General features: G+C 39.7%; 25 protein-coding genes. 18 read left to right on the forward strand and 7 right to left on the reverse strand.

Annotated elements, in window-relative coordinates:
* Positions 1-53 precede the first annotated feature (53 nt).
* From rpoE to DPX34_RS14235, 12 genes are all read left to right on the forward strand, one after another.
* On the forward strand, positions 54-632 hold the full coding sequence (rpoE, locus tag DPX34_RS14180; protein WP_111979108.1) for an RNA polymerase sigma factor RpoE: 579 nt from the start codon (positions 54-56) through the stop codon (positions 630-632).
* Positions 633-648: 16 nt separating this feature from the next.
* Positions 649-1,266, forward strand: coding sequence for a sigma-E factor negative regulatory protein (locus tag DPX34_RS14185; RefSeq protein ID WP_111979109.1), 618 nt, complete (start codon positions 649-651; stop codon positions 1,264-1,266).
* A 79-nt stretch (positions 1,267-1,345) separates the two neighbouring features.
* Entirely contained in the window at positions 1,346-2,368 is a 1,023-nt protein-coding gene (locus DPX34_RS14190; RefSeq protein ID WP_232824749.1) for a MucB/RseB C-terminal domain-containing protein, read from the forward strand.
* Between the two features lie 2 nt (positions 2,369-2,370).
* A complete protein-coding gene (locus DPX34_RS14195; RefSeq protein ID WP_111979111.1) occupies positions 2,371-2,844 on the forward strand; it encodes a SoxR reducing system RseC family protein in 474 nt (157 codons plus the stop codon).
* Positions 2,845-2,921: 77 nt separating this feature from the next.
* Entirely contained in the window at positions 2,922-4,727 is a 1,806-nt protein-coding gene (gene lepA / locus DPX34_RS14200) for a translation elongation factor 4 (protein WP_111979112.1), read from the forward strand.
* 20 nt (positions 4,728-4,747) lie between these two features.
* Positions 4,748-5,674: a signal peptidase I gene (lepB, locus tag DPX34_RS14205; protein ID WP_111979113.1), complete on the forward strand. Its 927-nt coding sequence runs from the start codon at positions 4,748-4,750 to the stop codon at positions 5,672-5,674.
* Positions 5,675-6,364: a ribonuclease III gene (rnc, locus tag DPX34_RS14210; RefSeq protein WP_111979114.1), complete on the forward strand. Its 690-nt coding sequence runs from the start codon at positions 5,675-5,677 to the stop codon at positions 6,362-6,364.
* Positions 6,354-7,253 (forward strand): GTPase Era, encoded by a 900-nt coding sequence (era, locus tag DPX34_RS14215; RefSeq protein WP_111979115.1) that lies wholly within the window; start codon positions 6,354-6,356, stop codon positions 7,251-7,253. Before rnc ends, era begins: the two co-directional genes overlap by 11 nt.
* Positions 7,254-7,273: 20 nt before the next feature.
* Positions 7,274-7,972: a DNA repair protein RecO gene (gene recO, locus DPX34_RS14220; RefSeq protein WP_111979116.1), complete on the forward strand. Its 699-nt coding sequence runs from the start codon at positions 7,274-7,276 to the stop codon at positions 7,970-7,972.
* 43 nt (positions 7,973-8,015) lie between these two features.
* Positions 8,016-8,747 (forward strand): pyridoxine 5'-phosphate synthase, encoded by a 732-nt coding sequence (gene pdxJ, locus DPX34_RS14225; protein WP_111979117.1) that lies wholly within the window; start codon positions 8,016-8,018, stop codon positions 8,745-8,747.
* Between the two features lie 30 nt (positions 8,748-8,777).
* Positions 8,778-9,155 (forward strand): holo-ACP synthase, encoded by a 378-nt coding sequence (acpS, locus tag DPX34_RS14230; RefSeq protein WP_111979118.1) that lies wholly within the window; start codon positions 8,778-8,780, stop codon positions 9,153-9,155.
* 48 nt (positions 9,156-9,203) lie between these two features.
* A complete protein-coding gene (locus DPX34_RS14235) occupies positions 9,204-10,718 on the forward strand; it encodes an aminoacyl-histidine dipeptidase (RefSeq protein WP_111979119.1) in 1,515 nt (504 codons plus the stop codon).
* Between the two features lie 18 nt (positions 10,719-10,736).
* Here DPX34_RS14235 and tcdA read toward each other — a convergent pair whose 3' ends face one another.
* A complete protein-coding gene (tcdA, locus tag DPX34_RS14240) occupies positions 10,737-11,528 on the reverse strand; it encodes a tRNA cyclic N6-threonylcarbamoyladenosine(37) synthase TcdA (RefSeq protein ID WP_111979120.1) in 792 nt (263 codons plus the stop codon).
* A 209-nt stretch (positions 11,529-11,737) separates the two neighbouring features.
* Here tcdA and DPX34_RS14245 point away from each other — a divergent pair, with 209 nt between their 5' ends.
* From DPX34_RS14245 to greA, 5 genes are all read left to right on the forward strand, one after another.
* On the forward strand, positions 11,738-12,304 hold the full coding sequence (locus DPX34_RS14245) for a flavin reductase family protein (RefSeq protein ID WP_232824751.1): 567 nt from the start codon (positions 11,738-11,740) through the stop codon (positions 12,302-12,304).
* Between the two features lie 187 nt (positions 12,305-12,491).
* On the forward strand, positions 12,492-13,304 hold the full coding sequence (gene dapB / locus DPX34_RS14250) for a 4-hydroxy-tetrahydrodipicolinate reductase (RefSeq protein WP_269815529.1): 813 nt from the start codon (positions 12,492-12,494) through the stop codon (positions 13,302-13,304).
* Between the two features lie 366 nt (positions 13,305-13,670).
* Positions 13,671-14,801: a glutamine-hydrolyzing carbamoyl-phosphate synthase small subunit gene (gene carA, locus DPX34_RS14255; protein ID WP_111979122.1), complete on the forward strand. Its 1,131-nt coding sequence runs from the start codon at positions 13,671-13,673 to the stop codon at positions 14,799-14,801.
* A gap of 17 nt (positions 14,802-14,818) precedes the next feature.
* Positions 14,819-18,037, forward strand: coding sequence for a carbamoyl-phosphate synthase large subunit (gene carB / locus DPX34_RS14260; RefSeq protein ID WP_111979153.1), 3,219 nt, complete (start codon positions 14,819-14,821; stop codon positions 18,035-18,037).
* Positions 18,037-18,513, forward strand: a complete 477-nt coding sequence (gene greA / locus DPX34_RS14265) for a transcription elongation factor GreA (protein WP_111979123.1) — start codon at positions 18,037-18,039, stop codon at positions 18,511-18,513. Before carB ends, greA begins: the two co-directional genes overlap by 1 nt.
* Before the next feature lie 421 nt (positions 18,514-18,934).
* Here greA and DPX34_RS14270 read toward each other — a convergent pair whose 3' ends face one another.
* From DPX34_RS14270 to pspF, 6 genes are read right to left on the reverse strand one after another with little or no spacing between them, the layout of a single operon-like run.
* A complete protein-coding gene (locus DPX34_RS14270; RefSeq protein ID WP_111979124.1) occupies positions 18,935-19,714 on the reverse strand; it encodes a peptide ABC transporter ATP-binding protein in 780 nt (259 codons plus the stop codon).
* Between the two features lie 2 nt (positions 19,715-19,716).
* Positions 19,717-20,712 carry an oligopeptide/dipeptide ABC transporter ATP-binding protein gene (locus tag DPX34_RS14275; protein ID WP_111979125.1) on the reverse strand — a complete coding sequence of 332 codons (996 nt, stop codon included), beginning with the start codon at positions 20,710-20,712 and terminating at the stop codon, positions 19,717-19,719.
* A 3-nt stretch (positions 20,713-20,715) separates the two neighbouring features.
* Positions 20,716-21,603: an ABC transporter permease subunit gene (locus DPX34_RS14280; RefSeq protein WP_111979126.1), complete on the reverse strand. Its 888-nt coding sequence runs from the start codon at positions 21,601-21,603 to the stop codon at positions 20,716-20,718.
* 2 nt (positions 21,604-21,605) lie between these two features.
* Positions 21,606-22,619, reverse strand: a complete 1,014-nt coding sequence (locus DPX34_RS14285; protein WP_111979127.1) for an ABC transporter permease subunit — start codon at positions 22,617-22,619, stop codon at positions 21,606-21,608.
* Positions 22,616-24,226 (reverse strand): ABC transporter substrate-binding protein, encoded by a 1,611-nt coding sequence (locus tag DPX34_RS14290; protein ID WP_111979128.1) that lies wholly within the window; start codon positions 24,224-24,226, stop codon positions 22,616-22,618. The genes DPX34_RS14285 and DPX34_RS14290 overlap by 4 nt, the downstream gene beginning before the upstream one ends.
* Position 24,227: 1 nt before the next feature.
* Positions 24,228-25,310 carry a phage shock protein operon transcriptional activator gene (gene pspF / locus DPX34_RS14295; RefSeq protein WP_111979129.1) on the reverse strand — a complete coding sequence of 361 codons (1,083 nt, stop codon included), beginning with the start codon at positions 25,308-25,310 and terminating at the stop codon, positions 24,228-24,230.
* A 179-nt stretch (positions 25,311-25,489) separates the two neighbouring features.
* On the opposite strand from pspF, the gene pspA reads away from it, so the two are divergent.
* A complete protein-coding gene (gene pspA, locus DPX34_RS14300) occupies positions 25,490-26,149 on the forward strand; it encodes a phage shock protein PspA (protein WP_111979130.1) in 660 nt (219 codons plus the stop codon).
* Positions 26,150-26,159: the final 10 nt, after the last annotated feature.

The following is a 26,159-nucleotide window of genomic DNA, read 5'->3' on the forward strand; positions in this document are numbered from 1 at the left end:
AACGATTATTGATCGTTATTATTTTCAATTTAGATGAGGAGCGATGCCTCCAAATGAGTGTCGGATATACAGACCAGCAGTTAGTTGAACGCGTCCAACGTGGCGATAAACAAGCGTTTAACTTATTGGTACTAAAATACCAACATAAGGTCACTAACTTAATTACTCGCTACGTGCGACATCCTGGTGATGTAGCCGACGTAGCGCAAGAGGCATTTATAAAGGCATATCGTGCAATTCCTAATTTTAGGGGCGATAGTGCGTTTTATACTTGGTTATACCGCATTGCGGTTAACAGCGCTAAAAATTATTTAACGGCACAACAAAAGCGTGTGGCGTCGAGTGACATCGAAATTGAAGATGCTGAATTTATTGATTCAGCAGTCGGACTAAGAGAATCGGCTACACCGGAAAACTTATTGCTGACAGCTGAAATTAAAAAAATTGTTTTTAGCACGATTGAGTCATTACCTGATGACTTGAAAACCGCGATAACGCTGCGAGAAATTGATGGCATGAGTTATGAAGAAATAGCTGATGTGATGGATTGCCCAGTGGGTACGGTTCGCTCTAGAATATTCAGAGCACGCGATGTGATTGATAAGAATTTAAAACCTGTTATACAACATTAGTTGAAGAGTTGAGTGTATGAGTCAAAAAGTTAAGCAAAAAGTTTCTGCCTTTATTGATGATCAAAAAGATGTATCTGACGTCGTTGATAATCTGAAACAAGACAAAGAACTAGCGTCGACCTATAGTCGTTACCATTTAATTGGTGATGTTATGCGCAACGACGTGCCTGAGCATATCCAATTAAATCTAGCTGATGTGATAGCCGATGCTATTGAAAAAGAGCCGGTTGTACTTTCACCTAATGCTGCGTTTTCTGCTTCTGTGAGCGAAAAAAATACAGCGACAGAGCCCAAAACAACGACTAATAAAGTTGTTTCGTTTTTCAAACCCGTTATGCAGTATGGTATAGCGGCTTCGTTTGCTGCGGCGATTGTTGTTGGCTTTCAAGCTGAGCAAGCTTCGGATGAAGCCGGTTTTGAGCCGGTTATTCATACTATGCCTTTAGCGACAGGGTTAGACCCAGTGAGTGCTGAAAGTTCACGTACGATAATTAATCCTTCAGCGATACAAGAGCAACAACGTCGTGTAAACTCTTATATACTTGATCATTCTAAACAACTCAAAAGTAGACAATATGCGACCCCAGAGTCTAACGAGGCTGCACAAACTCAACCGTCTTCAGCTCAAGAATAAATTGTTATCTTTTTCACAATGCCTCACATTCGTGAGGCATTTATGTCTTACTTCCATTTTGTTTTTCACTCCTTATGTTATGGCTAATGAAGCTTTGCAATGGCTAGAACGAATGCAAAATGCCGTGCAAACGTTAAATTATGACATTTCATTTGTCGTTGTTGAAGACAACAAAGTTCACCCTTGGCATTGGCTTCATGGGCGATACGCACAAGCAAAAAGTGAGTTAGAGCATGATGTAACTAATGACTTAGGCAAGAGCTCAAATAATGACATGAGCGATGATTCTGCCCCAATCGAGCAAAATGCGTTAACCCATTCATATAGTAAAGAATACGGCTTACTCACATCGCTTAATGGTCCAACTCAACAAATTGTAAGGTTTAATAACACCATTACTTATTTGGGGTTTGACACAAACCCTTATAGTGTTAAAGCATCAATTGCGCATAGCCCATTGCCTGAATTATTACGTACAGACTTAAATCATGTGGCTAATAGTTATCAATTTAATATGGTGGGTAAAAGCCGAGTTTCAGGCTTTAAAGCACAACTTATTCGAATTATTCCACCTGACCAGCAACGTTTTTCAACTTGGATTTGGCTGCATGAAGAAACTTTTTTGCCGTTGAAAAGCGCTATTGTTAGCCATAAAGGTGAAGTTTTACGTCAGTTGCAAGTAACCAGTTTTAATGTTTCACCACAACCTGATCCGATTATTAAAGAGTTAGCATTAATGGACCAACCGGTTGAAACGGATGTAATAAAACCACAGCCAATGGATAATTTTACTTGGCAAATTAATTGGGTGCCTAAAGGATTTGTCCCCACCAAAATTGATAAGCATAAATTGCAAGGCAGTCATGATATGGTTGATTACATAATGCTGTCAGATGGTTTAGTTTGGTTTTCTATGTATATTCGTGATTTATCAAATACCAACCAGAATACGGTTTTAAATACCTATTTAACGTCGGGCGCAGAATCGTATTTAACTGAGTTGGTTGATGGCTTTGAAGTGACCGTTATTGGTTCTTTACCGATGGCTACAGCCAAAAAATTAGCTAAATCGGTGAGCAATAAATCGTTGAGTACTCACTAATTATGCTATATGAAAAAGCGGTTTTTCTACGACGAATTGATGCTAAAACAGCCTTAATTGAAACACAAATAAAGACGAGTTGTAATGCTTGCCAGCATAACTCAGATTGCGGCACTGGCCTTATTGCTAAAACGTTAACCCCTAAAACCAATCAAGTGCCGGTATTATGTGTTGGTGAATTTGAGCAAGGTGATGTCGTCACGGTGCAAATTGAAGAGCAAAATTTGTTAATTGCAGCTGCGGTTTTATATGGTTTACCATTAATGTGTATGATTGCTGTTATGTTAATTTGTGCTCAGATTGCATTTTTACCTGAGCTGTTAACCATTGTTATTGGTTTTTTAGGTTTGGCATTTGGTTTTTATATCGCTAAACCTATCTCGCTTCGCTACAGTAAATTACCCCAAATAGTAGATGAACAGCTGATTACACCGTTTTTATGTGTAGAAACACCTCAAGATCGCGTTAATAAATAGCGTCAAGCTTGATAATCCGTTAAAATCTGCCTCTTGAAATTTTTCAATTATATTTTTATCAGCGGTACCTGCTTAATATGAAACACGAAAACATTCGCAACTTTTCCATTATTGCCCACATTGATCACGGTAAATCAACCTTATCAGATCGACTCATCCAACATTGTGGCGGTTTGACCCCACGCGAAATGGAAGCTCAAGTTCTAGATTCAATGGATTTAGAACGCGAACGTGGCATTACCATTAAAGCGCAAAGTGTAACCCTAAATTATGATGCAAAAAATGGTGAGCGTTACCAACTCAATTTTATTGATACCCCTGGGCATGTTGATTTCAGTTATGAAGTTTCACGCTCATTAGCCGCTTGTGAAGGTGCTCTGCTGGTTGTTGATGCCGCGCAAGGCGTTGAAGCTCAAACGCTAGCTAATTGCTATACGGCAATTGAAATGGAATTGGAAGTTGAACCCATTCTAAATAAAATTGATTTACCGCAAGCAGACCCTGATCGAGTTGCTGAAGAGATCGAAGATATTATCGGTATTGATGCGACTGAAGCGGTACATTGCTCTGCTAAAACCGGTATCGGTATTGAAGACGTTTTAGAAGCGATTGTTAAAAAAATTCCTTGCCCAGAAGGCGATTATGATGCGCCATTACAAGCGTTAATTATTGATTCGTGGTTTGATAATTACCAAGGTGTTGTATCGTTAGTGCGTGTTAAACATGGTGTTTTACGCAAAGGCGACAAAATGAAGATGATGTCGACAGGACAAGTGCATATTGTTGATAAAGTCGGTATTTTTACACCTAAGCAAACCGATACTGGCGTGATAAAAGCGGGCGAAGTTGGATTTGTTATATCAGGTATTAAAGATATACAAGGCGCACCGGTCGGTGACACGATGACACTTGCGAGTCGTCCTGCTGATGAGCAATTACCGGGTTTTAAACGTGTTAAACCTCAAGTTTATGCCGGTATATTCCCTGTTTCGAGCGATGATTATGAAGATTTTCGTGATGCGCTCGCGAAGTTAAGCTTAAATGATGCTTCTCTTTTTTATGAGCCAGAATCATCAACAGCGCTTGGTTTTGGTTTCCGTTGTGGCTTTTTAGGTATGCTGCACATGGAGATCATTCAGGAGCGTTTAGAGCGTGAATATGATCTTGATCTAATCACGACGGCACCTACGGTTGTTTATAAAGTTGAAACAACAAAAGGTGAAGAATTATTAGTTGATAACCCTTCTAGTTTGCCTGCCGTTAATGACATTGAGCAAATATACGAGCCTATTGTTGAGGCTAATATATTAGTACCACAAGAGTATTTGGGTAATGTTATTACCTTGTGTATTGAAAAGCGTGGTGTGCAAACAAAAATGAGCTACCACGGCAATCAAGTTGCGGTGACTTATGAGCTCCCCATGGCTGAGGTTGTGCTTGATTTCTTTGATAAATTAAAATCAACAAGCCGCGGTTATGCCTCGCTTGATTATAACTTTGTGCGTTTTTCTGCTGCGGATATGGTGCGAGTCGATATCTTAATTAACACTGAGCGTGTTGATGCATTAGCACTCATTACGCATAGAGACAACTCTCAAACGCGTGGCCGGGAGCTTGCGGAAGCATTGCGAACATTAATTCCTCGTCAGATGTTTGATATTGCTATTCAAGCGGTTATTGGTGGTCATGTTATTGCCCGTACTACGGTTAAGCAATTACGTAAAAACGTGATCGCAAAATGTTATGGCGGTGATATCAGCCGTAAGAAAAAATTATTACAGAAACAAAAAGATGGTAAAAAACGTATGAAGCAACTCGGTAATGTTGAAGTACCGCAGGAAGCTTTTCTTGCCGTTTTAAAAGTAGGTAGTGGCAATAAATAGTAAGTTATAAGGAATTCAATATGGCAGGTTATTTTTCAATTTTTTTGTTTATAGCAACGATAGTAACGGGGATCGTTTGGGCATTCGATAAATATTTATGGGCGCCTAAGCGTAAGCAAGTACTTGCAGATGTTGAAGCTAAAGCAGGCGGTGTATTGCCTAGCGAGATGGCTGACAAAATTAACCCGCAAAACGGCTTAACCGAATTCGCTAAAGAAATTTTTCCTGTCGTGGCATTTGTGTTTGTATTGCGTTCGTTTTTATATGAACCTTTTCAAATTCCTTCAGGTTCAATGATGCCGACTTTATTAGTGGGTGATTTTATTTTGGTTGAGAAATTTACATACGGTTTAAAAAACCCGGTTGATGCTTCTAACTTAGTTGAATTTGATGGCCCTGAACGTGGTGATATTGCGGTTTTTAAATACCCTGAAGATACACGTATTGACTATATCAAGCGTGTTGTAGGGTTACCGGGTGATCGTATTATTTATCGTAATAAGCAGCTTTATATTTTGCCTAAATGTGGTGAAGGACAAACGTGTTCTAAAAATTATGAGCAAATAACGAATGATCCAGTAGAAGCAGAGCAAGTTTTTTCTATCGGTTCTTGGCGTTTAGAAGAGTTTCAAGCTGATTTACTTGGCGTTAAAAAACATAACTTGTTAGTTAACCCAATGGCTTCTGATAATGTGATGTCATATTACAAACAAGCCTCTACGCAATTTGATGAATGGGTTGTGCCTGAGAACAACTATTTTGTTATGGGTGATAATCGTGATAACTCTCAAGATAGCCGTTATTGGGGATTTGTGCCTCGTGAGAATTTAGTGGGTGAAGCCGTTGCTATTTGGATGAGTTTTGAATTTGAGCGTTCAGCAGACGACTTTATACCGCAATTTATTCCAAGTGGAGTACGTTTTTCTAGAATTGGTGGGATAGACTAAATGTTGTTAAGAACCAAATCGTATGATCCTTTACAGAAAGTAATTGATTATCAGTTCAATAACATTGAGTTATTAGCTCAAGCATTGACACATCGCAGTGCCAAAGGTTCGCATAACGAACGCTTAGAATATTTAGGTGATTCTATTTTAAGTTTTGTTATTGCTGATGCGCTATACCGTAAGTTTCCAACGTGTGCTGAAGGTGATTTGAGCCGGATGCGCTCAACTTTAGTGCGAGGCGAAACGTTAACTAAAATGGCCAGTGATTTTTCAATTGGCGAGTATTTGGTGTTAGGTCCGGGTGAAATGAAATCGGGTGGTCATCGTCGTTCTTCTACCTTAGAAGATGCAATTGAAGCAATCATCGGTGCTATTTATCTTGATTCAAACTTAATGACGACGCAGCAAATTATATTGCAGTGGTATAAAGTTCAATTGGATGAAATAAAACCAGGCCAGTCTCAAAAAGACAGCAAGACACGTTTACAAGAATGGTTACAACACCGTAAACACCCTTTACCTGATTACAATGTAGATAACATCAGTGGCAAAGAACACAATCAAACGTTTACTGTTTCTTGTGTTGTTGAAGCCTTAAATGAAACATATGTGGGTACAGGGACGAGCCGCCGTAAAGCTGAACAAAATGCTGCCCGTAAGGCGCTGGAAACATTATTAAATGACAAATAAACAATATGCCGGTTTGGTTGCGATCGTGGGTCGTCCAAATGTTGGTAAATCAACTTTATTGAACCAAATTATTGGTCAAAAAGTCAGTATTACTTCACGCAAACCACAAACAACCCGACATCGTATTGTGGGTATTCATACTGAAGGTGATCATCAAGTCGTATTTGTTGATACGCCGGGCTTGCACTCTGAAGAAAAACGCGCAATTAACCGTTTAATGAATCGAGCAGCGAGCTCTTCTTTAGATGAGGTTGAACTCGTTTTATTTTTAGTTGAAGGTGATCGTTGGGAAAGTGACGATGACATGGTATTGAATAAAATTAAACAATCGGGTTTACCTTGTGTTTTAGTTTTAAATAAAGTGGACTTAGTTAAAGAAAAAGAAGTTTTATTTCCGCATTTAGAATCTTTAGCTAAAAAGCATGACTTCGTTGATATTATCCCTATTTCAGCAACCAAAGATGATCAAGCTGTTCGTGTATTACAGTTGGTGAAAAACCGCCTGAAAGCATGTGAATTCTTTTTTCCTGAAGATTACTTTACTGACCGAAGCACGCGTTTTATGGTTGGTGAAATCATTCGTGAAAAATTAATTCGTAATACGGGTGATGAACTACCTTATGACGTGACGGTTGAAATCGAACGCTTCGAGTATGGTGATAATGGCGTGTGTTATATCAATGGCTTGTTATTGATTGAACGCAGCAGTCAAAAAGCTATTATCATTGGTAAAAAAGGCGAGCGTTTAAAAACAATTGGTCGCGATGCACGTAAAGATATTGAGCACTTAATCGATAATAAAGTACATTTAGAGCTGTGGGTTAAAGTTAAATCAGGCTGGGCTGATGACGAACGTGCATTGCGTAGTTTAGGTTACGGCTGCAACTAAATTATACCCAAGGTTAATTGATGGCAGAGCAAAATGTATTTCAAATGGCTTTTGTTCTGCATGTTAAGCCTTTTCGAGAATCCAGTCTTATTTGTGATTTACTGACTCAGTTTGATGGCCGAGTTAGTGTCATGGCTTATAAGCAAAAATTCACTAATCCCTATCAAGTTTTTACCCCTTTAGTTGTCAAACTCAAACCCGGGCAGGGTGACCTGTATTTTATTGATAAACTTGATCATGTTGGTAATACACTACCGTTAAAAACGTCACGTTTGTACAGCGCTTATTATGTTAATGAGTTAATTGTAAAGTTGCTCTCTCGAATTAATGACAGTGAGTATTTTTTCGAGCGTTATACCCAAACAATAAATGATTTAGCCGGTACAAGCGATATTGAACCGTGTTTACGGCAATTTGAAATGACGTTATTAGATGAGATGGGCGTGTGGCCTGATTTAACCTCTGAAACTGAAAATGGTCATGGTGTTCAAGACGAAGCCACCTATCATGTCAACCCTGAACTTGGAGTGATGCCCGCTTGGGATAAACATGTTAAGGCGTACACTGGACGCACTTTAAAAGCCATTCAAGGGGCTGATTGGCATGATAAAACAACATTACAAACAGCAAAATTATTATTACGCGAGTTGATTAACTTTCACCTCGGCGGACAAATATTAAAAAGTCGACAGTTCTTTAAATCGATGAATAAGTATTAAAAGAACCCACTATTAAATTGGAAAAATGATATTAGGATTAACTATGAAAGATATCTTATTAGGTGTAAATATTGATCACATCGCAACGTTACGCAATGCTCGTGGCACGCATTACCCTGATCCCGTTCATGCGGCTTCGGTAGCTGAGCATGCAGGGGCCGATGGTATTACGGTACATTTACGTGAAGACCGACGACATATTAAAGATCGTGACGTACGCCTATTAAGTGAAACGTTGGCCACAAGAATGAATTTAGAAATGGCTGTCACCGAAGAAATGTTAACCATCGCAGAAGGCATTAAGCCTGTTTTTTGTTGTTTAGTCCCTGAAAAGCGCGAAGAGTTAACCACCGAAGGCGGATTAGATATTGTTGGCCAGCTGGATAAAATCACGCAAGCGGTAACAAGGTTAATGGCTGTCGGCACCCAAGTTTCTTTATTCATTGATGCTGATAAAGCACAAATTGATGCTTCAAAAGCATCGGGTGCAACGTATATTGAAATTCATACGGGTCAATACGCCGATGCTGAAACTGAAGCTGAAGCTGAAAAAGAACTAGCGCGTATTACCGCTGGTGTGGAATATGCCGCTTCTATTGGCTTAAAAGTGAATGCGGGTCATGGTTTGCATTATCATAATGTTAAGCCGATCGCAGCGATCCCTGATATTATCGAATTGAATATTGGGCATGCGATTATTGCCCGAGCTGCAATCGACGGTTTGGCTAATGCGGTTGCCGATATGAAACGCTTAATGCTCGAAGCCCGCGCTTAATTTACTAGGTTAAATAAAAAGAGGGGATATATGGCTATTTTGGGGTTAGGAACTGATATTGCGGAAATATCGCGCTTTGAAAATAAACAATTAACACGATTAGCCCAACGTGTATTAACACCTAATGAGCTTACTGCTTTTGATTGCCATCATTCCCCCCATCGCTTTTTAGCAAAACGTTTTGCTGCAAAAGAAGCTGCGAGTAAAGCATTGGGTACAGGGATCGCGCAAGGGGTTACGTTTCAACATTTTGAAATTTCTAATTTAGCGTCTGGTAAACCTGTTTTGCAAGTTTCGGGCGCTGCGCAAGCGATCGCCGAATCGATGGCACAAAGCACTGTGCATTGGCATCTCTCTATTAGTGATGAAAAAAATTATACCGTAGCAACGGTTATAATTGAGTCATAAATTTCTTATGGTAAGCTAATTACACCCTAAATTAGCTTGCCTTTTACCATGTCTGCAACATTACATTCGGTTCAACTTAATAACCTTTATCCTCAGCCTCTCTGGCAATGGTTTAATCAAATTTGTGCAATTCCTCATCCTTCAAAACATGAAGCTGAACTTAAAGCCTTTATTCAAGCTTGGGCTGATAAACAAGGTATTGAATGCATCGAAGATAAGATTGGTAATTTAATCTTACGTAAGCCTGCCACTGCGGGCATGGCAGACCGCAAGCCAGTGGTTATTCAAGCGCACCTTGATATGGTGCCGCAAGCCAATCGTGATACGCAGCATGATTTTACACAAGACCCTATTCGACCTTACCTCATTGAAGAAACAGAAGCGGGTATCACTGAACAATGGGTTACGGCTACCGGCACAACGCTAGGTTCTGATAATGGGATCGGTATGGCGTCTGCGTTAGCTGTATTGGGGGCAGAAGATATTGCTCACCCGGCACTTGAGGTGTTGTTAACAGTTGATGAGGAGGCGGGCATGACGGGCGCATTTGGGTTAGCGCCGGGATTACTGAACGCTGAAATTTTAATTAATACCGACTCAGAACAAGAAGGTGAAATTTATATGGGCTGTGCTGGTGGTGTCGATGCTGAGTTTGTGTTTGATACTCAGCAAACGCCATTGCAATCACCTCATGATAAATACACGGTTAAATTAACGATAGCCGGTTTAAAAGGTGGACATTCAGGATGCAATATTGAGTTGGGACGAGCCAATGCGATTAAATTGTTGGCGCAATTTTGTACACTTTATCAAGATGAATTAGCGTTTGATATTGTGAGTGTGCAAGGTGGCACGCTACGCAATGCCATTCCACGTGAAAGTGAATTGGTTTTTGTTTTGGATCATTGTCATATTAAAGCGTTGGATAAATGTGTTGAGGCATTTAAGCAAAACATTAAAAAAACATATCAATTTTCGGATCCTAATATTTCTATTTCATATGAAGAGCAAAGCAATCCTTCAGCTGTTTTTGCTAAAACAGCGCAATATAAATTAATTGCTTTTTTGCAAGCGTGTCCAAATGGTGTAATGCGGATGAGTGATGAAATAAAGGGTGTAGTTGAAAGCTCAACTAATATGGGCGTTTTAACTTGCAATGAAAATAGTGTTAGCTTACTTTGCTTGATCCGGTCTTTGGATGATATTGGGCGCTTAGATATTCAAAATATGCATGCCGCTTTAGCTAAACTTGCCAACATTGATGCGGTTTTTTCAGGGGCTTATCCAGGCTGGAAGCCAGATAATAGCTCAGAGATCATGGCTGTTGTTCGAGATGTTTATGAAGATCTCTATCAGCGAAAGCCTGAAATAATGGTCATCCATGCGGGCCTAGAGTGTGGCTTGTTTAAAGCACCATATCCAGAATTAGATATGGTCTCAATTGGTCCAACTATTCGCTACCCGCATTCACCGGATGAAAAAGTGAATGTACGCACCGTTGGGCTTTATTGGCAATTGTTATTAGCTTTGCTCAGTAACATTCCATTGCGTGATCAGGTTTAAGTTAAACCAAGGTTTATCTTAACCTTGGCTTATTTTGTTAATGACGCGGCTGGCCGCAAAAAAGCCAAAGGTGGCGGTAACAACCGTTGATGCGCCAAATCCCGTTGCGCAGTCGAGTTTGGCTGGCGCGCCTTCGGCTTCTACTGCTGGCTTTTGCAAACAAACTTCACCATCGCCTGATGGATACTTAAGCTGCTCAGTTGAATAGATCGCTTCGATACCAAATTTTCGTTTAGGGTTTTGGGTAAAATTATATTCACGGCGTAAGAAGTTGCGCACTTTAGCTAACAGTGGATCTTGAATGGTTTTGGCTAAGTCTCCCACTTTTATCTGTGTCGGGTCAATTTGTCCGCCCGCACCCCCAATAGTGATCATTTTAACTTTATTACGTTTACACCAAGCGATCATCGCCGCTTTAGCTTTGACACTATCGGTTGCATCAATGACATAATCAAATTTAAGGGTAAATAATTCACGTACATTTTCAGGTGTCACAAAATCATCAACTTGATTGACTTTACAATCAGGGTTGATGAGTTTAACTCTATCGGTCATCGCTTGTACTTTACATTGTCCATAGTTTCCTGTGTGTGCATGAATTTGGCGGTTGGTGTTAGAGACACAAATATCGTCTAAATCAAATAGTGTGAGTGTACCAATTGCGGTTCGAGCAAGAGCTTCTACGATCCAAGACCCGACGCCTCCCATCCCTACGACAGCAATATGTGCATTAACTAATTTTTGTGTGCCTTGCACACCATATAAACGCTGTGTTCCACCAAATCGATTATCAAAAGTATCAGGTCGCATGTCTGTGTCATTAGAAATAAATTTGCCGCATTATAGCCTTAAGCGGTTCTATTCCCAAATCACTTCTTGGCAGAAATAATGAGCTTAAAAAATTTCAATTGTCGACTAATGCATATCGACTGATTAAACTAGAGAAAAATATTAAGAGTGGCTCATATTTAATGATTATCGATCTTTCTACGCTAAGCGCAAATCAGGTTTATCACGTGATGACTCAGAGTGTTATTCCTCGACCGATTGCGTGGGTGTTAACTGAAAATGAAACACAAGGTTACAACATAGCGCCTTTTTCTTACTTTACCGCGATTAGCAGTGCTCCGCCGATTTTGATGTTTTCTTCGGGTAAAAAGCCAGATGGTGAGCGCAAAGATACTTTTCGTAATGTGGTTGCAAGAAAAAATATGGTTATTCATATCGCAAACACTGATTTAGCTTATCAAGTGACCAAATCAGCAGAAACCTTACCGTATGATGAATCCGAATTTGATCACCTTGATTTATCGTTAGTCGAGTTTGAAAATTCGCCTTTACCTCGAATTAAAACCGCGCCTGTCGCATTTGCTTGTGAGTTATATCAAACTCAAGAAATAGGTGAAACGCCAATGCAGCTAGTTTTTGCTAAAGTGAATCAAATTTATATCAACGATGAAATTTGTGAATTAGATGATAAAGCAAGACTAACGGTTGATGCATTAAAGGTCGATCCATTGGCACGACTCGGTGGTAATGAGTATGCTGATTTAAGCAAAAAATTTAAAGTCGCGCGTCCAAAATAAGTGCGTGATAGCGTATTACGGTTGTGATTAAAATTAAGCCTTGAAATTTTAGGTTTTATACCCAAATAACAGCAAAGTTAAATAGACAAATATTTAAGAATTAAGCTGTTGCGCATTAGATGTTATACTATTGAAATCTAGACGTTTCAGTCTAAAATTTAATCAAGTCAATAAAAAGGTTATTCCAGTGAGTGAACAAATTAAAGTCGGTATTTTCGGTGCTAATGGTCGTATGGGGCGAGCGTTAATTGAAGCTTCACATGTTAGTGAAACAGTTGATATTGCTCATGCGTTAGTACGCGAAACATCAAGCTTTAAAGGGATTGATGCAGGTCAGGTTGCTGGTATCGGTAATGTTGACAGTGCATTGCAAAGTCGTTCGCAGGTAAAAGAGTTAGCCGATGTTTATATTGATTTTACGCTTCCTGATGCCTGCATGGATAATTTAGCATGGTGTGTAAGTAATAAAAAACCCATGGTCATTGGTACAACAGGCTTATCTAAAGAGCAATTAGCTAAAATCGATGCTGCAGCTTTAGCGATCCCCATTGTATTTGCTGCGAATATGAGTGTCGGTGTTAATTTAATGCTTAAGTTGCTGCAAACGACAGCCAAGGTTATGGGCGATTACACCGATATTGAAATTTGGGAAGCTCATCATCGTTTTAAAAAGGATGCGCCATCAGGCACTGCGCTTGCGCTGGGTCAAGCGATTGCAGACACATTAGATCGTGATCTTGATAAAGTCGCGGTATATGGTCGAGAAGGTGATACAGGTGAACGTAAACCTGAAACCATTGGTTTTGCCACTATTCGCGCTGGTGATATTGTTGGTGAACATACCGCTATGTTTGCCGATATTGGTGAGCGTATTGAAATCACGCATAAAGCATCAAGTCGTTTAACGTTTGCTAAAGGTGCTGTCAGAGCGGCGGCATGGTTAAAGAGCAAACCTGTACGCTTATATGATATGCAAGATGTATTAGGTTTAAAAGACTAATACCTAACGGTAGCATTATTTCAATTTTGTTAGAAAAATTAAGTGCTATTAGTCACTTAGTTTTTCCTCTTCATTTTCTTCTTCACTTTTCTTTCCCACATTCTTAAAACTCACCTAACTCTGGTTCTTCGCGCAATTAAGCTTAAGATGTTTGTATCTTTTAGCTGTTTTATTTCGATATAAGCCATAACTGCTTTTTTTAAAACATTTACTAATTATATCTGGCGAAAATACAATAGATAAACTAGAATACGCAAGATTTAACTTATGCAAAATTCTGGCTAGTTCATTGTGGACTAGCGACTAACATTTACAAAACGGGTAGTCCATTGTAGGAGCCCGTTTTTTAATATTCAGGAGGTCGTTTTGGCTGAAACCGCCCTGCTGGTACTAGAAGATGGTACTGTGTTCAAAGGCACTTCAATTGGTGCTGAAGGTTTATCTGTAGGAGAGGTAGTATTTAATACTTCGATGACAGGTTATCAAGAGATCTTGACTGATCCATCGTATTCAGAGCAAATCGTGACTCTGACATACCCACATGTGGGTAATACGGGAACCAACGAAGAAGATGAAGAATCTTCACAGGTTTGGGCTAAAGGTCTCGTGATCCGAGATTTACCTTTATTAGCTTCAAACTTCCGTAATCAACAAAGTTTAAGTGATTATTTAAAGCAACGTAACATTGTTGCTATCGCTGATATTGATACCCGTAAACTAACACGTATTTTACGTGAAAAGGGTGCGCAAAACGGTTGTTTAATCACGGGTGTTGACGACTCAACAAAAGCACTAGAAGAAGCTAAGGCTTTCCCTGGTTTAAAAGGGATGGATTTAGCAAAAGAAGTCACAACTTCTGAAACTTATAGCTGGACTGAAGGTTCTTGGCAATTAGGTAAAGGACATGTAACACCTGAAAAAGAAGGTGATTTTCATGTGGTTGTATATGATTACGGTGTTAAACGTAATATTTTACGTATGTTGGTCGATCGCGGTTGTAAACTAACTGTTGTTCCTGCTCAAACGCCTGCAAGTGATGTTTTAGCGTTAAACCCAAATGGTATTTTCTTATCCAATGGTCCTGGTGATCCAGAGCCGTGTGATTACGCTATTGAAGCGATTAAAACTATTTTAGAAACGGACATTCCAGTTTTTGGTATTTGTCTTGGTCACCAATTACTTGCTCTCGCAAGTGGTGCTAAAACCGTTAAAATGAAATTTGGTCACCATGGTGCTAACCATCCTGTTCAAGATCTTGAAAAAGGTAATGTGATGATCTCGAGTCAAAACCATGGTTTTGCCGCCGATGAAGCCACGTTACCCGCTAATCTTATTGCGACTCATAAATCGTTGTTTGATGGTTCATTGCAAGGTATCCATAGAACAGATAAGCCTGCCTTTAGTTTCCAAGGGCATCCTGAAGCGAGTCCGGGACCACATGATGTGGCACCTGTTTTTGACCACTTCATTGAATTGATGCAAGCCCGTAAAGTCTAAGCGAGAGAGTGACCGCAATGCCAAAACGTTCCGACATAAAAAGTATATTAATTTTAGGTGCTGGCCCTATTGTAATTGGTCAGGCCTGTGAGTTTGATTACTCTGGTACTCAAGCTTGTAAAGCTCTTCGCGAAGAAGGTTACCGAGTTATATTGGTTAACTCTAACCCTGCAACAATAATGACCGATCCTGAAATGGCTGATGCAACATACATCGAGCCTGTTCACTGGGAAGTTGTTGCTAAAATTATTGAAAAAGAAAAACCCGATGCTGTATTGCCGACGATGGGTGGCCAAACTGCATTAAACTGTGCGCTTGATTTAGAAAAGCACGGTATTTTAGAAAAATACAATGTTGAGATGATTGGTGCGACGGCTGATGCTATTGATAAAGCAGAAGATCGCGATCGCTTCGATAAAGCCATGAAATCAATTGGTTTAGATACCCCAGTTGCTGAAATTGCGCATTCAATGGAAGAAGCATTAGGTGCCGTTTCGCGTTTAGGTTATCCGTGTATTATTCGTCCTTCATTCACTATGGGTGGAACGGGCGGTGGTATCGCTTATAACCAAGAAGAATTTGAAACAATTTGTGCTCGAGGTTTAGACCTTTCTCCAACAAGTGAATTATTAATTGATGCTTCATTAATTGGTTGGAAAGAGTATGAAATGGAAGTGGTTCGTGACAAAAATGATAATTGTATCATTGTTTGTGCGATTGAAAACTTTGACCCAATGGGGATTCATACTGGTGATTCGATCACCGTTGCACCAGCACAAACATTAACGGATAAAGAATATCAATTAATGCGTAATGCGTCTTTAGCCGTTTTGCGTGAAATTGGTGTTGAAACGGGCGGTTCAAACGTACAGTTTGGTATTTGTCCTGATACTGGCCGAATGGTTATTATCGAAATGAACCCTCGTGTATCTCGTTCATCAGCTTTAGCGTCAAAAGCAACGGGTTTCCCGATTGCTAAAATTGCCGCTAAATTAGCGGTTGGTTATACGCTTGATGAATTACAAAATGATATTACCGGTGGCGCGACACCAGCATCATTTGAGCCTTCAATTGATTATGTTGTTACTAAGATCCCTCGTTTTAACTTTGAAAAGTTTGCGGGTGCAGAAGATCGTTTAACGACTCAAATGAAATCGGTTGGTGAAGTAATGGCTATTGGCCGTAACCAACAAGAATCAATGCAAAAAGCATTACGTGGTTTAGAAGTTGGCGTTTCAGGTTTTGACCCGATTGTTAATTTAAATGACCCGAATGCGAAACAAACGATTGTTCATGAGTTAACTAATGCCGGTGCCGAGCGTATTTGGTACATTGCCGATGCATTCCGTTTAGGAATGACTGTCGAAGAGCTATTTGAATTAACAAAAGTTGATCGCTGGTTCTTAGTGCAAATTGAAGATCTCGTTTTAAGCGAAAAAGAAATTGGTGAGCGTGGCATGGCCGGCTTAAATAAAGATTTCTTATACAGCTTAAAACGTAAAGGTTTTGCAGATAAACGTATTGCTGATGTTATCGGTGTTGCCGAAAGCGAAGTGCGTAAAAAACGCGACCTTTTAGAAATCAAACCTGTTTACAAACGGGTTGATACGTGTGCGGCTGAGTTTTCTACATCAACTGCTTATATGTATTCTACCTATGATGAAGAATGTGAAGCCAACCCAAGCGACAAAGAAAAAATCATTGTTTTAGGCGGCGGACCAAACCGAATCGGTCAAGGTATTGAATTCGATTATTGTTGTGTTCATGCATCGATGGCTTTACGTGAAGATGGTTATGAAACAATCATGGTTAACTGTAACCCTGAAACGGTTTCGACTGATTATGATACGTCTGATCGCTTATATTTTGAGTCTGTTACATTTGAAGATGTACTTGAAATTGTCCGTTTAGAAAAGCCTAAAGGCGTTATCGTTCAATACGGTGGACAAACACCTCTTAAATTAGCACGTGAATTAGAAGCTGCTGGTGTGCCAATTATCGGTACCTCTCCAGAAGCGATTGACCGTGCAGAAGATCGTGAGCGCTTCCAACAAGCGGTTGAACGTTTAGGTTTAAAACAACCTGAAAATGCGACGGTTAAAACTATCGAAGAAGCGTTATCTGAAGCTGATCGCATTGGTTTCCCGATGGTTGTGCGTCCGTCATATGTATTAGGTGGACGTGCGATGGAAATCGTATATGACATCGCTGACTTAAAACGTTATTTAAATGAAGCGGTTCAAGTCTCTAATGACTCACCTGTACTATTAGACCGGTTCTTAGATGATGCTGTTGAAGTTGATATCGATGCTATCTGTGATGGTACCGATGTTGTTATCGGCGGTATCATGGAGCACATTGAGCAAGCGGGTGTTCACTCTGGTGATTCAGCTTGTTCATTACCGGCTTATACCTTAAGTGCTGATGTACAAGACCGTATGCGAGTTCAAGTTAAAAAACTTGCATTCGAATTAGGTGTTATTGGTTTAATGAATACTCAGTTCGCTGTTAAAGATGATGAGATCTACATGATCGAGGTTAACCCTCGTGCCGCTCGTACGGTACCCTTTGTCTCTAAAGCGACCAGTGTGCCATTAGCTAAAGTTGCTGCGCGCGTAATGGCGGGTCAGTCATTAGCGTCTCAAGGTATAACAGAAGAAGTGATCCCGCCTTATTACTCTGTAAAAGAAGTGGTGATCCCATTTGCTAAATTCCACGGTGTAGATCCTATCTTGGGCCCAGAAATGCGCTCAACGGGTGAAGTCATGGGTATTGGTAAAACATTTGCTGAAGCTTCTGCTAAAGCGAGCTTAGGTGCGGGTGATGCTGTTCCTAAATCAGGTCGAGCATTATTGTCTGTTCGCAATAGCGATAAAAAGCGTGTGGTTGAATTAGCGGGTAACTTGCTCGATTTAGGTTATACCCTTGATGCAACAGCCGGTACGGCAAAAGTATTAAAAGATGCCGGTCTTGAAGTTCGAAAAGTTAATAAAGTTTTAGAAGGTCGTCCTCATCTTGTTGATAATATTAAAAATGGCGATTATAGCTATATCATTAATACAACAGAAGGTCGTCAAGCAATAACGGATTCAGTGCAAATTCGTCGTAGTGCGTTATTAAATAAAGCATCTTATACGACGACACTTAATGCTGCTTTTGCTGCTTGTTTAGCTCACAAAGCAGATGATCGTAATACGGTTACGTCTGTACAAGAACTCCACAAGAGATTGAAATAATGCAACAAGTTCCAATGACAGTACAAGGAGCAGAAATGCTTCGTGTTGAGCTTACCGAACTTAAAACGGTTAGACGTCCTTCAATTATCGCGGCTATTGCGGATGCAAGAGAACACGGTGATTTAAAAGAAAATGCTGAATACCATGCTGCTCGTGAGCAGCAAGGTTTTTGCGAAGGGCGTATTCAAGAAATTGAAGCTAAGCTTTCTAATGTGCAAATAATCGATGTAACTAAAATCCCTAATAAAGGGCGCGTTATTTTTGGTGCAACAGTTAAAATTGTAAACTGTGATACTGATGCTGAAGTCATTTACCAAATTGTTGGTGATGATGAGGCCGATATTAAAAATAACAAGTTGTCAGTCAATTCACCGTTAGCTCGAGCTATGATAGGTAAAGAAATTGATGACGAATTTACGTTGCATTCACCAAGTGGTGATATTGATTATGAAGTATTGAGTGTTGAATACCGCTAATTTTAGTGAGTAATTTAGCTACGTTAAAAGCCGGTAATTTTATGATTACCGGTTTTTTTATACCCGCACATTCATTTTGTTAACTTTTATTATACCAATTAATATAAATAAGTGATCTCTCAGAATGTATCCAGCGGTTTTTGAACAAGGCGTCGGTGTACTTCAGGCATCCAGCCTTTCGCTAAAGCCAGTAAAGCTGTTCAAAAATGTTCCAGACATTTTTGTGTAGGAATAGTTGTTCCCTTTCAAATACCGATAACGCAGGTCAAAAGCCGCTGGGGCATTCCTTGCAGGCGAGTTTTAAATGCGCTTACTCTGTGTTGCTCGAACACAAAAGAGCACCACTATTCCTTCATCCAAGCGCCTTGATTAAGCGCATTTAAACGCTCGCTGAGTGGGCACATATTATTATGGATTGGTATTACGTATTTTTGATCATCTGTTGGCTATATAATAACTTGCGGGTAACTTGATGACGTGGGTCTGTGAATACGTGTTGTGTTTCTCCACGCTCGACTACATGACCATCACTCATCACAAATACATAATCACTGATATGTTTTACGATATTTAAGTTATGTGAAACAAAAATGTAGGTTAAGCCATACGTTTGTTGCAATTCTAAGAATAAATTAACCATTTGGGAGCGTGTCGACGGGTCCATTGCCGCAAAAGGTTTATCCGCGACAATAATCTGTGGATCAAGGATCAATGCTCTAGCCAGTGCAACACGTTGTTTTTGACCACTGGATAACATGTGGGGATAAAACCACATGTAGTCCGATAGTAGGCCGACTCGCCCAAGCACTTTTTTAACTTTCTCTTCCCGTTCTTTTGGCGACATCAGCGTATTTAACTTTAACGGTTCTTCTAATACTTGACCTATGGGCACGCTCGGATTGAGAGACGTGGCTGGGTCTTGAAATATCATGCGTATATGGCGTGAACGGTGTTTTAAATTTTTTGTATCGAGTTTTTGTCCATTTAAATAAATTTCGCCAGATGTTGGTCGTTCAGCACCTGCTAATAGTTTGGCTAACACCGATTTACCCGAACCCGCATCACCTACAATCGCTAACGTTTGAAATGGGTCTAGGCTGAAGCTGATATTAGATAAAACGGTTTTTGAGGTTTTTTTCCATGGAAAACTATGTTTTACGTAATCTTTCGACAAGTCGATCACTTCAAGTAACTTAGCCATATCTAAACTGGTTTCCTGACGTTAATAGGGTAGTGACAATTAAATACATGCCCTTTAATGCGACTGGCTTTAGGTGCTTGCACACACGATTTTTGTGCTTGTGGACAACGAGGGCCTAATCGACAGCCTATGGGTAAATGTTGTAAAGGTGGCGTTGTGCCTTTCAAAGTTTGTAAGGGGGTTTTATGATCGGCTTGCTGGGTAAATTGCGATAAGTTTTGAAACAAAGCTCGAGTATAAGGGTGATAGGGATTGTGGATTAGCTCTTTACAAGCACCCGCTTCAACACTTTGCCCTGCGTATAAAATGGTCATGTCTTTTGCCCAGTGAGCAACGGCTTCTAAGTCATGCGTGATTAAAAGAATGGCCATACTTTGATTTTCATTGAATTTTTGTAATAAACGCAAAATTTGAACTTTGGTTGTGCTTTCCATTGCATCGGTAGGCTCGTCAGCGATTATCATTTTAGGCTTACGAGCTAAGGCCATGGCAATGGATACCTTTTGGCATTGACCTTCACTGAGCTCATGGGGAAAGGCGGCTAAACAGTAATCTTGGCTCTTTATACCCACTTTCTTGAGTAAGTTAGACGCATATTGGTGGCGAGCTTGTTTTCGTCCCCAGAAAGTCCCGCCTAATTCGCTATTAGGAATGACTTCTTCTAGCTGCTCTAAGATTTGAGCTGTCGGATCTAAGCTACGTGAAGGCTCTTGAAATATCATGGCGATATCTCGATTAATAACCTCTCTGCGCTTTTCTGGTGATATTTTTAATAAATCGTTGTCTTGCCAAAATAATCTATCCGCTTTAACCGTCCAGCGGTTATCTAAAATACCCATTAATGCTTTGGCGAATAACGTTTTGCCAGAACCAGACTCGCCCACTAAACCATGAAATCCGCCTTGGCGTATGGTTAAGCTCATTTTGTCAATGGCATTAACTTTATCAAACTCATCGTTAAGGGTGACGGTTAAATTTCTAACATCCAATAAAGCCATGAGTTATCCCGCTTGAACCTTAAGTACTTTTTCTAAGCTACTGCCAATAATATTTACGGCTAATAAGCAAATAAACATCGCAATGCCTGGTAAGGTGACAAGCCATGATGCCCGATATAACAAATCAATTCCGTCACGCAATAATGCGCCCCATTCAGGTGATGACGGATCAGCCCCTAAACCTAAAAAGCCGAGCGCTGCAATATCTAACATTGCGACAGAAACAGCAAATGTGAATTGTAGTGCGATCACATTGACAATATTGGGGAGTATGGAGTGGCTTAATAATTGCCAATCATTGGCTCCGTCGAGTTTAGTGGCGATGACATACTCTTTGTTTTTCTCTTGGCGAATAGCATTTCGAGTTCGGTGAATAAATTGAGGTACCAAGGCTAAAAATACCGCCCATATTGTATTATTTAAACCAGGGCCTAAAACAGCGACGATAATGATCGCGAGTAATAGAGAAGGGATTGATAATATCGCATCTAATATATGGTTGAATACGCTAGACTTTATTCCTCGGCTCATACCTGCCAAAGCGCCCATCGCGCAGCCCGTTAACATGGCACAAAAAGCGACAATCAAACTGCTGCCAAAAGTAAGTCGTGTGCCATACAATAATCGAGATAAGACATCTCGACCTAAATCATCTGTCCCTAACAAAAAGTTCACATTACCGGCATCATTCCAACTCGGTGGTAACAGTAAAAAATCAGGATGTTGCTCATAAGGAGAATAAGGTGCAATGATTGGTGACAATAACGCGATGATTGAAAAAATCATGACAACCCACAACGATATCCAAGCGACATGCAGGTTTTTATATGAGCGCCATATCTGTGCAATTGGGTTGGGAGAGGTAACTTCATCATAAATATTTTGTGACATCGTTAACGCCTATATAGTGGATTAGTTAAGGCATGTAAGACATCTATGCTGACATGAATAACAACAATAAAAGAAGACACAACTAATAACCCGGCTTTAATAACCGGATAATCACGTTGATAGATGGCTTCGATTAACCAACTACCAACTCCTGGCCAGCTAAAAATGATCTCGGTGATCATAACGCTAGTCATTAATACATTAAAGGCCATGGCTATTTGTGGGATCACCGATAGCATGGTATTTCTAAAGACATGCCTTTTCGCTAATTGCCAAACACTTAGCCCTTTTGTTTGTGCCGCTTTGATGTAACTGGTTTGCATTATTTGAATAACCGTATTACGGGTTGTTGTGAGTAATAATGTAATAGGTACCATCGCAAGCGTTATCGTCGGTAATATCAAATGTCGCAAAGCATCCTGCAAAGCGAGGTATTTATATGAAACGTCTGATTTTAAAATATCATAGAGTATAAAGCCGCTGACTTCCGGTATTTCATACAGTAAGTTGATACGACCTGACATAGGCAACCAGTTTAAGGTTAAAGCAAAAAATAAGATCACCATTAAACCGAGCCAGAAAATAGGGATTGAATTACCCACAACTGATAATGAATATAAGGTGTAATCAGATAGTTTTTGATGACGCATGCCTGCCCAAAAACCCAATGGTATGCCAATCAATAAGGCGAGTAATAAAGCATAAATACTGAGTTCTAAAGAAGCCGGTGCAACTTGTGCCAGCTCTTTTGTAATTGGCGCTTTAGAATTAAAAGATACGCCTAGATCGCCTTGTAAAATATGGCTAATGTAAGTGAAATATTGGCTAATATACCCTTGGTTTAATTGATATTTTTCTTGTAAATCTGTGTATTGGTTGTAATCAAACTCGCGTAAGCCACTAAAATTTTGTACCGGGTCGCCCGGAAATAAATGCCCTAAGCTAAAGGCAATGATACTCAGAATAAATAAAGTCGAGATAAGCAGGTTCAAACGGCGTAGAAGATAATAAATCATTTATTTTTCTCCACCTTTGAAAAGCCGATACTGGTATTAGGGTAAAAATGTACGTTATGCACATTATCTAATTTTGCTAGATAATGAGTTGAATGCGCAATAGGCACAACAGGCATTTCGTTTTGTAATATTTTTTGTGCCTGAATATATAAAGCCTTGCGCTCGTTTTTGTCTTCAGTTTGTGCTGCGGTGTATAAAATCTCATCAAAATCGGTATTACACCAAGCTGAACGATTAGAACCAACGATAGCAGAAGCACAACTAAAAATGGGACTCAAAAAATTATCAGGTGAGGGGGTGTCTGCTGCCCAACCTATTAAAACACTGTCATGACGTTGTTCTGATAATAAGCGCCTAAAGGTATTCCATTCGTAACTCACAATATTGGCTTCAATACCAACTTCGGCTAAATTTGAGCTGATTAGTTCAGCCATTTTATGAGCATTGGGGTTGTATGGCCTTTCAATTGGCATTGCCCATATATTCATCTTAAAGCCATCGGGTATACCCGCTTCTTTAAGTAATTTTCGGGCTAACGCAGGGTCGTATTGGGGTAATTCTGCGTTGGGGTTATAAGCCCAAGAGTTAGGCGGTAAAATGCTGTTTGCTTTTATGGCTGTACCATAATATACCGCTCGCAATATGGTTTCTTTATCAATAGCGGCAGCCAGCGCATAGCGTACTTTAGGGTTATCAAAAGGCGCTTTAAGGGTATTAAAGGCCCAAAACCCGACATTATTTGCTGTTTTGGCTTGGACCGAAATATTTTTAGCGTTGCTTAATACTTGCATTTCACTAGATGCGGGATAGGCAATTAAATCACATTCTTTAGTAATAAGCTTAGCTAACCTTAAAGAGCTTTGACTCGTTATATCAAACACTAAATTTTGAATATAGTCAGTGCCTTCCCAATATGAGCTGTGTTGTTTAAAGCGGATAAACGCATCTTTGTGGTATTCAGTTAATTTGAAAGGGCCGGTGCCAACGGGCTGGCTGTCTAATAATTCTGGGGTCTCAGCGGTTAGTAACTGCTCGGCATATTCAGCTGAATGAATTGGTGTGTAATGGCTAGCAAAGTGTTGAATAAAGTCATGATCTTTTTTATACAAGGTAAAGCGCACAACACGAGACGAAACGCGGGTTATAGCTTTTATATTTTCAGCTAATTGCATACTATCAAAGTAGGGGTAAATACCGCCATTCACTTGATGATAGGGATGATCAACATCATACCAGCGATTAAAACTAAAAATAACATCATCGGCGTTTAATTCACGGCTTGGTATAAAGTTACGTGTTGTTTGAAATTGTACACCAGAGCGGATTTTAAACGTGTAGGTTAATCCATCTTGGGACACCATCCAATATTCAGCTAAGCTCGGTTGCAATGAGTTATCGACTGGATCGAACTCAAGTAAGCGATTAAACAGTTGTCTTGATACCGCATCCAGTGTTGTGGCTGATGTGACGAGTTGAGGATTAAAAGTCTCAGGGCTGCCTTCCGAACAATAAATGACCCCTTGATCCAAAATCGAGGTATCGGCTTGTTTACAGGCTGACATGACAAGAGCAGAAAGAAAAATAACCCAGTGTCTGCTTATTTTCATATTATGAATGAGTTTGATCCAACAAATTATATTTTTTTAAATAACCTCTGAGTTGATGGTAGGTGACCCCTAATAACTCAGCCGCTTTCTTTTGATTAAACTGCGCTGATTTTAACGCGTTTTTCAAAATATTTATCTCATAATTTTGGCTTTCTTGTTTAAAATCGAGCGGAAAAACGAATTCTTTATTTACAACAGGGTTAGATGATACTTCATTCGCCTCTTGATTTGGCATTTGATTCGTCTTTTCAACCGATTTATTGCTTAATGTAAGGCTTGTGTGGTTATTATTGTCAGGGCGAAAAGGGGATTCAAATGGGTCTAAGATGATTTCTTTTACCATACTGCTATGATCGACATTACGATAGACACAGCGTTCTACCGTATTTTTTAATTCTCTTACATTCCCTGGCCAGTCATGCAATAACAAGGCTTTTTTGGCGCGTTCACTAAACCCAGAAAAATATTCTAAGCCCAGCTCTTTTGCCATGTTAATCGCGAATTTTTCAGCCAAGAGGAGAATGTCGTCTTGCCTTGCTCTTAATGGTGGGAGAGTGATCACGTCAAAGGATAAGCGATCGAGTAAATCGGCTCTGAATTTACCTGCAGCGGCTAAAGACGGCAGATCTTCATTCGTTGCAGCTATCAACCTTACATCTGTTTGTATCGGGGTTGATCCGCCCACACGCTCGAATTGGCCGTATTCAATAACACGGAGCAATTTTTCTTGTACTAAAGGTGATGTGTTTGCAAGTTCATCTAAAAATAACGTACCTTGGTCGGCTCTTTCAAATCGACCAGCATGGCGTTTAGTCGCGCCAGTAAAAGCGCCAGACTCATGACCAAATAATTCACTTTCAAGCAAATTCTCACTTAGTGCTGCACAATTTAAGCTGATGTAATCTTGTTGCCATCGCTGAGATAAAAAATGTAATCGTTCGGCTATTAGCTCTTTACCCGTGCCGCGCTCACCAATAATTAAAATAGGTTTGCTTAATGGCGCCGCGCGCGATACTTGATCTAAAACCGATAAAAACGCATTAGATTGACCGATTAAACTTTGTGTTTGTTGGTTTGGATTCATTTTATAGTGGTTAAATTTACTAATAATTAGTTAATTTAATACTAATGCATGATGGTTATTTTGTCTCGTATTAAAAACCTTATATATTTCAGTTGTTTAAGTTTTTTGTCAATGTTGGCACATATAATGAATAGCCAATGAGTAAGTTAATTAATTCGTTATTTAAATGAGGAAAGGTTATGGGTATTTTTTCAAGATTTGCTGACATTATAAATTCAAACATTACATCGTTATTAGATAAAGCTGAAGATCCAGAAAAAATGGTGCGCTTGATCATTCAAGAAATGGAAGATACGTTAGTTGAAGTGAGATCTAACTCAGCTCGCACACTTGCGGATAAAAAAACACTGGCGCGAAAGTTAGAAAGAATTAAAACCACGGTACAAGAATGGCAAAGTAAAGCTGAATTAGCGATGAGTAAAGATCGTGAAGACTTAGCTCGTGCGGCACTGGTAGAGAAAGCGCAAGTTGAAGATAAAATGGCGATCGTTCTCGAAGAGTTAAAATTGCTTGATGAGCAAATAGATCGTTTGCAAGATGAAATAGGCCAACTGCAAGAAAAACTAAATGATGCTAAAGCGAGACAGCAAACCTTATTAATGCGACAAAAAACGGCTAAATCGCGTTTAGATGTTAAAAAGCAGCTTGATTCAAACCGCATGCATGACACCTTAAACCGTTTTGAAAATTACGAGCGCCGTATCGACAATTTAGAAGCCAATGTTGATTCATACGATCTCGGAAAACGCACTTTACAAGATGAATTTGCTGAATTAGAAGCCGACAGCAAAGTAGAAGATGCGCTTGCACAATTAAAAGCTAAATTAAATAAATCTTAAACAAGGAATA

The sequence above is a fragment of the Algibacillus agarilyticus genome, from assembly GCF_003286125.1.
Lineage (GTDB): Bacteria > Pseudomonadota > Gammaproteobacteria > Enterobacterales > Alteromonadaceae > Algibacillus > Algibacillus agarilyticus.

Bases quoted from the DNA above. Each gene is read 5' to 3' on its own strand.
- DPX34_RS14195 (WP_111979111.1), top strand. From the start codon at position 2,371: ATGCTATATGAAAAAGCGGTTTTTCTACGACGAATTGATGCTAAAACA.
- recO (WP_111979116.1), top strand. From the start codon at position 7,274: ATGGCAGAGCAAAATGTATTTCAAATGGCTTTTGTTCTGCATGTTAAG.
- DPX34_RS14285 (WP_111979127.1), bottom strand. From the start codon at position 22,619: ATGATTTATTATCTTCTACGCCGTTTGAACCTGCTTATCTCGACTTTA.
- DPX34_RS14270 (WP_111979124.1), bottom strand. From the start codon at position 19,714: ATGGCTAAGTTACTTGAAGTGATCGACTTGTCGAAAGATTACGTAAAA.
- pdxJ (WP_111979117.1), top strand. From the start codon at position 8,016: ATGAAAGATATCTTATTAGGTGTAAATATTGATCACATCGCAACGTTA.
- rnc (WP_111979114.1), top strand. From the start codon at position 5,675: ATGTTGTTAAGAACCAAATCGTATGATCCTTTACAGAAAGTAATTGAT.
- DPX34_RS14185 (WP_111979109.1), top strand. From the start codon at position 649: ATGAGTCAAAAAGTTAAGCAAAAAGTTTCTGCCTTTATTGATGATCAA.
- DPX34_RS14290 (WP_111979128.1), bottom strand. From the start codon at position 24,226: ATGAAAATAAGCAGACACTGGGTTATTTTTCTTTCTGCTCTTGTCATG.
- lepA (WP_111979112.1), top strand. From the start codon at position 2,922: ATGAAACACGAAAACATTCGCAACTTTTCCATTATTGCCCACATTGAT.
- DPX34_RS14275 (WP_111979125.1), bottom strand. From the start codon at position 20,712: ATGGCTTTATTGGATGTTAGAAATTTAACCGTCACCCTTAACGATGAG.
- DPX34_RS14245 (WP_232824751.1), top strand. From the start codon at position 11,738: ATGACTCAGAGTGTTATTCCTCGACCGATTGCGTGGGTGTTAACTGAA.
- acpS (WP_111979118.1), top strand. From the start codon at position 8,778: ATGGCTATTTTGGGGTTAGGAACTGATATTGCGGAAATATCGCGCTTT.
- DPX34_RS14280 (WP_111979126.1), bottom strand. From the start codon at position 21,603: ATGTCACAAAATATTTATGATGAAGTTACCTCTCCCAACCCAATTGCA.
- lepB (WP_111979113.1), top strand. From the start codon at position 4,748: ATGGCAGGTTATTTTTCAATTTTTTTGTTTATAGCAACGATAGTAACG.
- greA (WP_111979123.1), top strand. From the start codon at position 18,037: ATGCAACAAGTTCCAATGACAGTACAAGGAGCAGAAATGCTTCGTGTT.
- tcdA (WP_111979120.1), bottom strand. From the start codon at position 11,528: ATGCGACCTGATACTTTTGATAATCGATTTGGTGGAACACAGCGTTTA.
- pspF (WP_111979129.1), bottom strand. From the start codon at position 25,310: ATGAATCCAAACCAACAAACACAAAGTTTAATCGGTCAATCTAATGCG.
- DPX34_RS14235 (WP_111979119.1), top strand. From the start codon at position 9,204: ATGTCTGCAACATTACATTCGGTTCAACTTAATAACCTTTATCCTCAG.
- carB (WP_111979153.1), top strand. From the start codon at position 14,819: ATGCCAAAACGTTCCGACATAAAAAGTATATTAATTTTAGGTGCTGGC.
- DPX34_RS14190 (WP_232824749.1), top strand. From the start codon at position 1,346: ATGGCTAATGAAGCTTTGCAATGGCTAGAACGAATGCAAAATGCCGTG.
- era (WP_111979115.1), top strand. From the start codon at position 6,354: ATGACAAATAAACAATATGCCGGTTTGGTTGCGATCGTGGGTCGTCCA.
- rpoE (WP_111979108.1), top strand. From the start codon at position 54: ATGAGTGTCGGATATACAGACCAGCAGTTAGTTGAACGCGTCCAACGT.
- pspA (WP_111979130.1), top strand. From the start codon at position 25,490: ATGGGTATTTTTTCAAGATTTGCTGACATTATAAATTCAAACATTACA.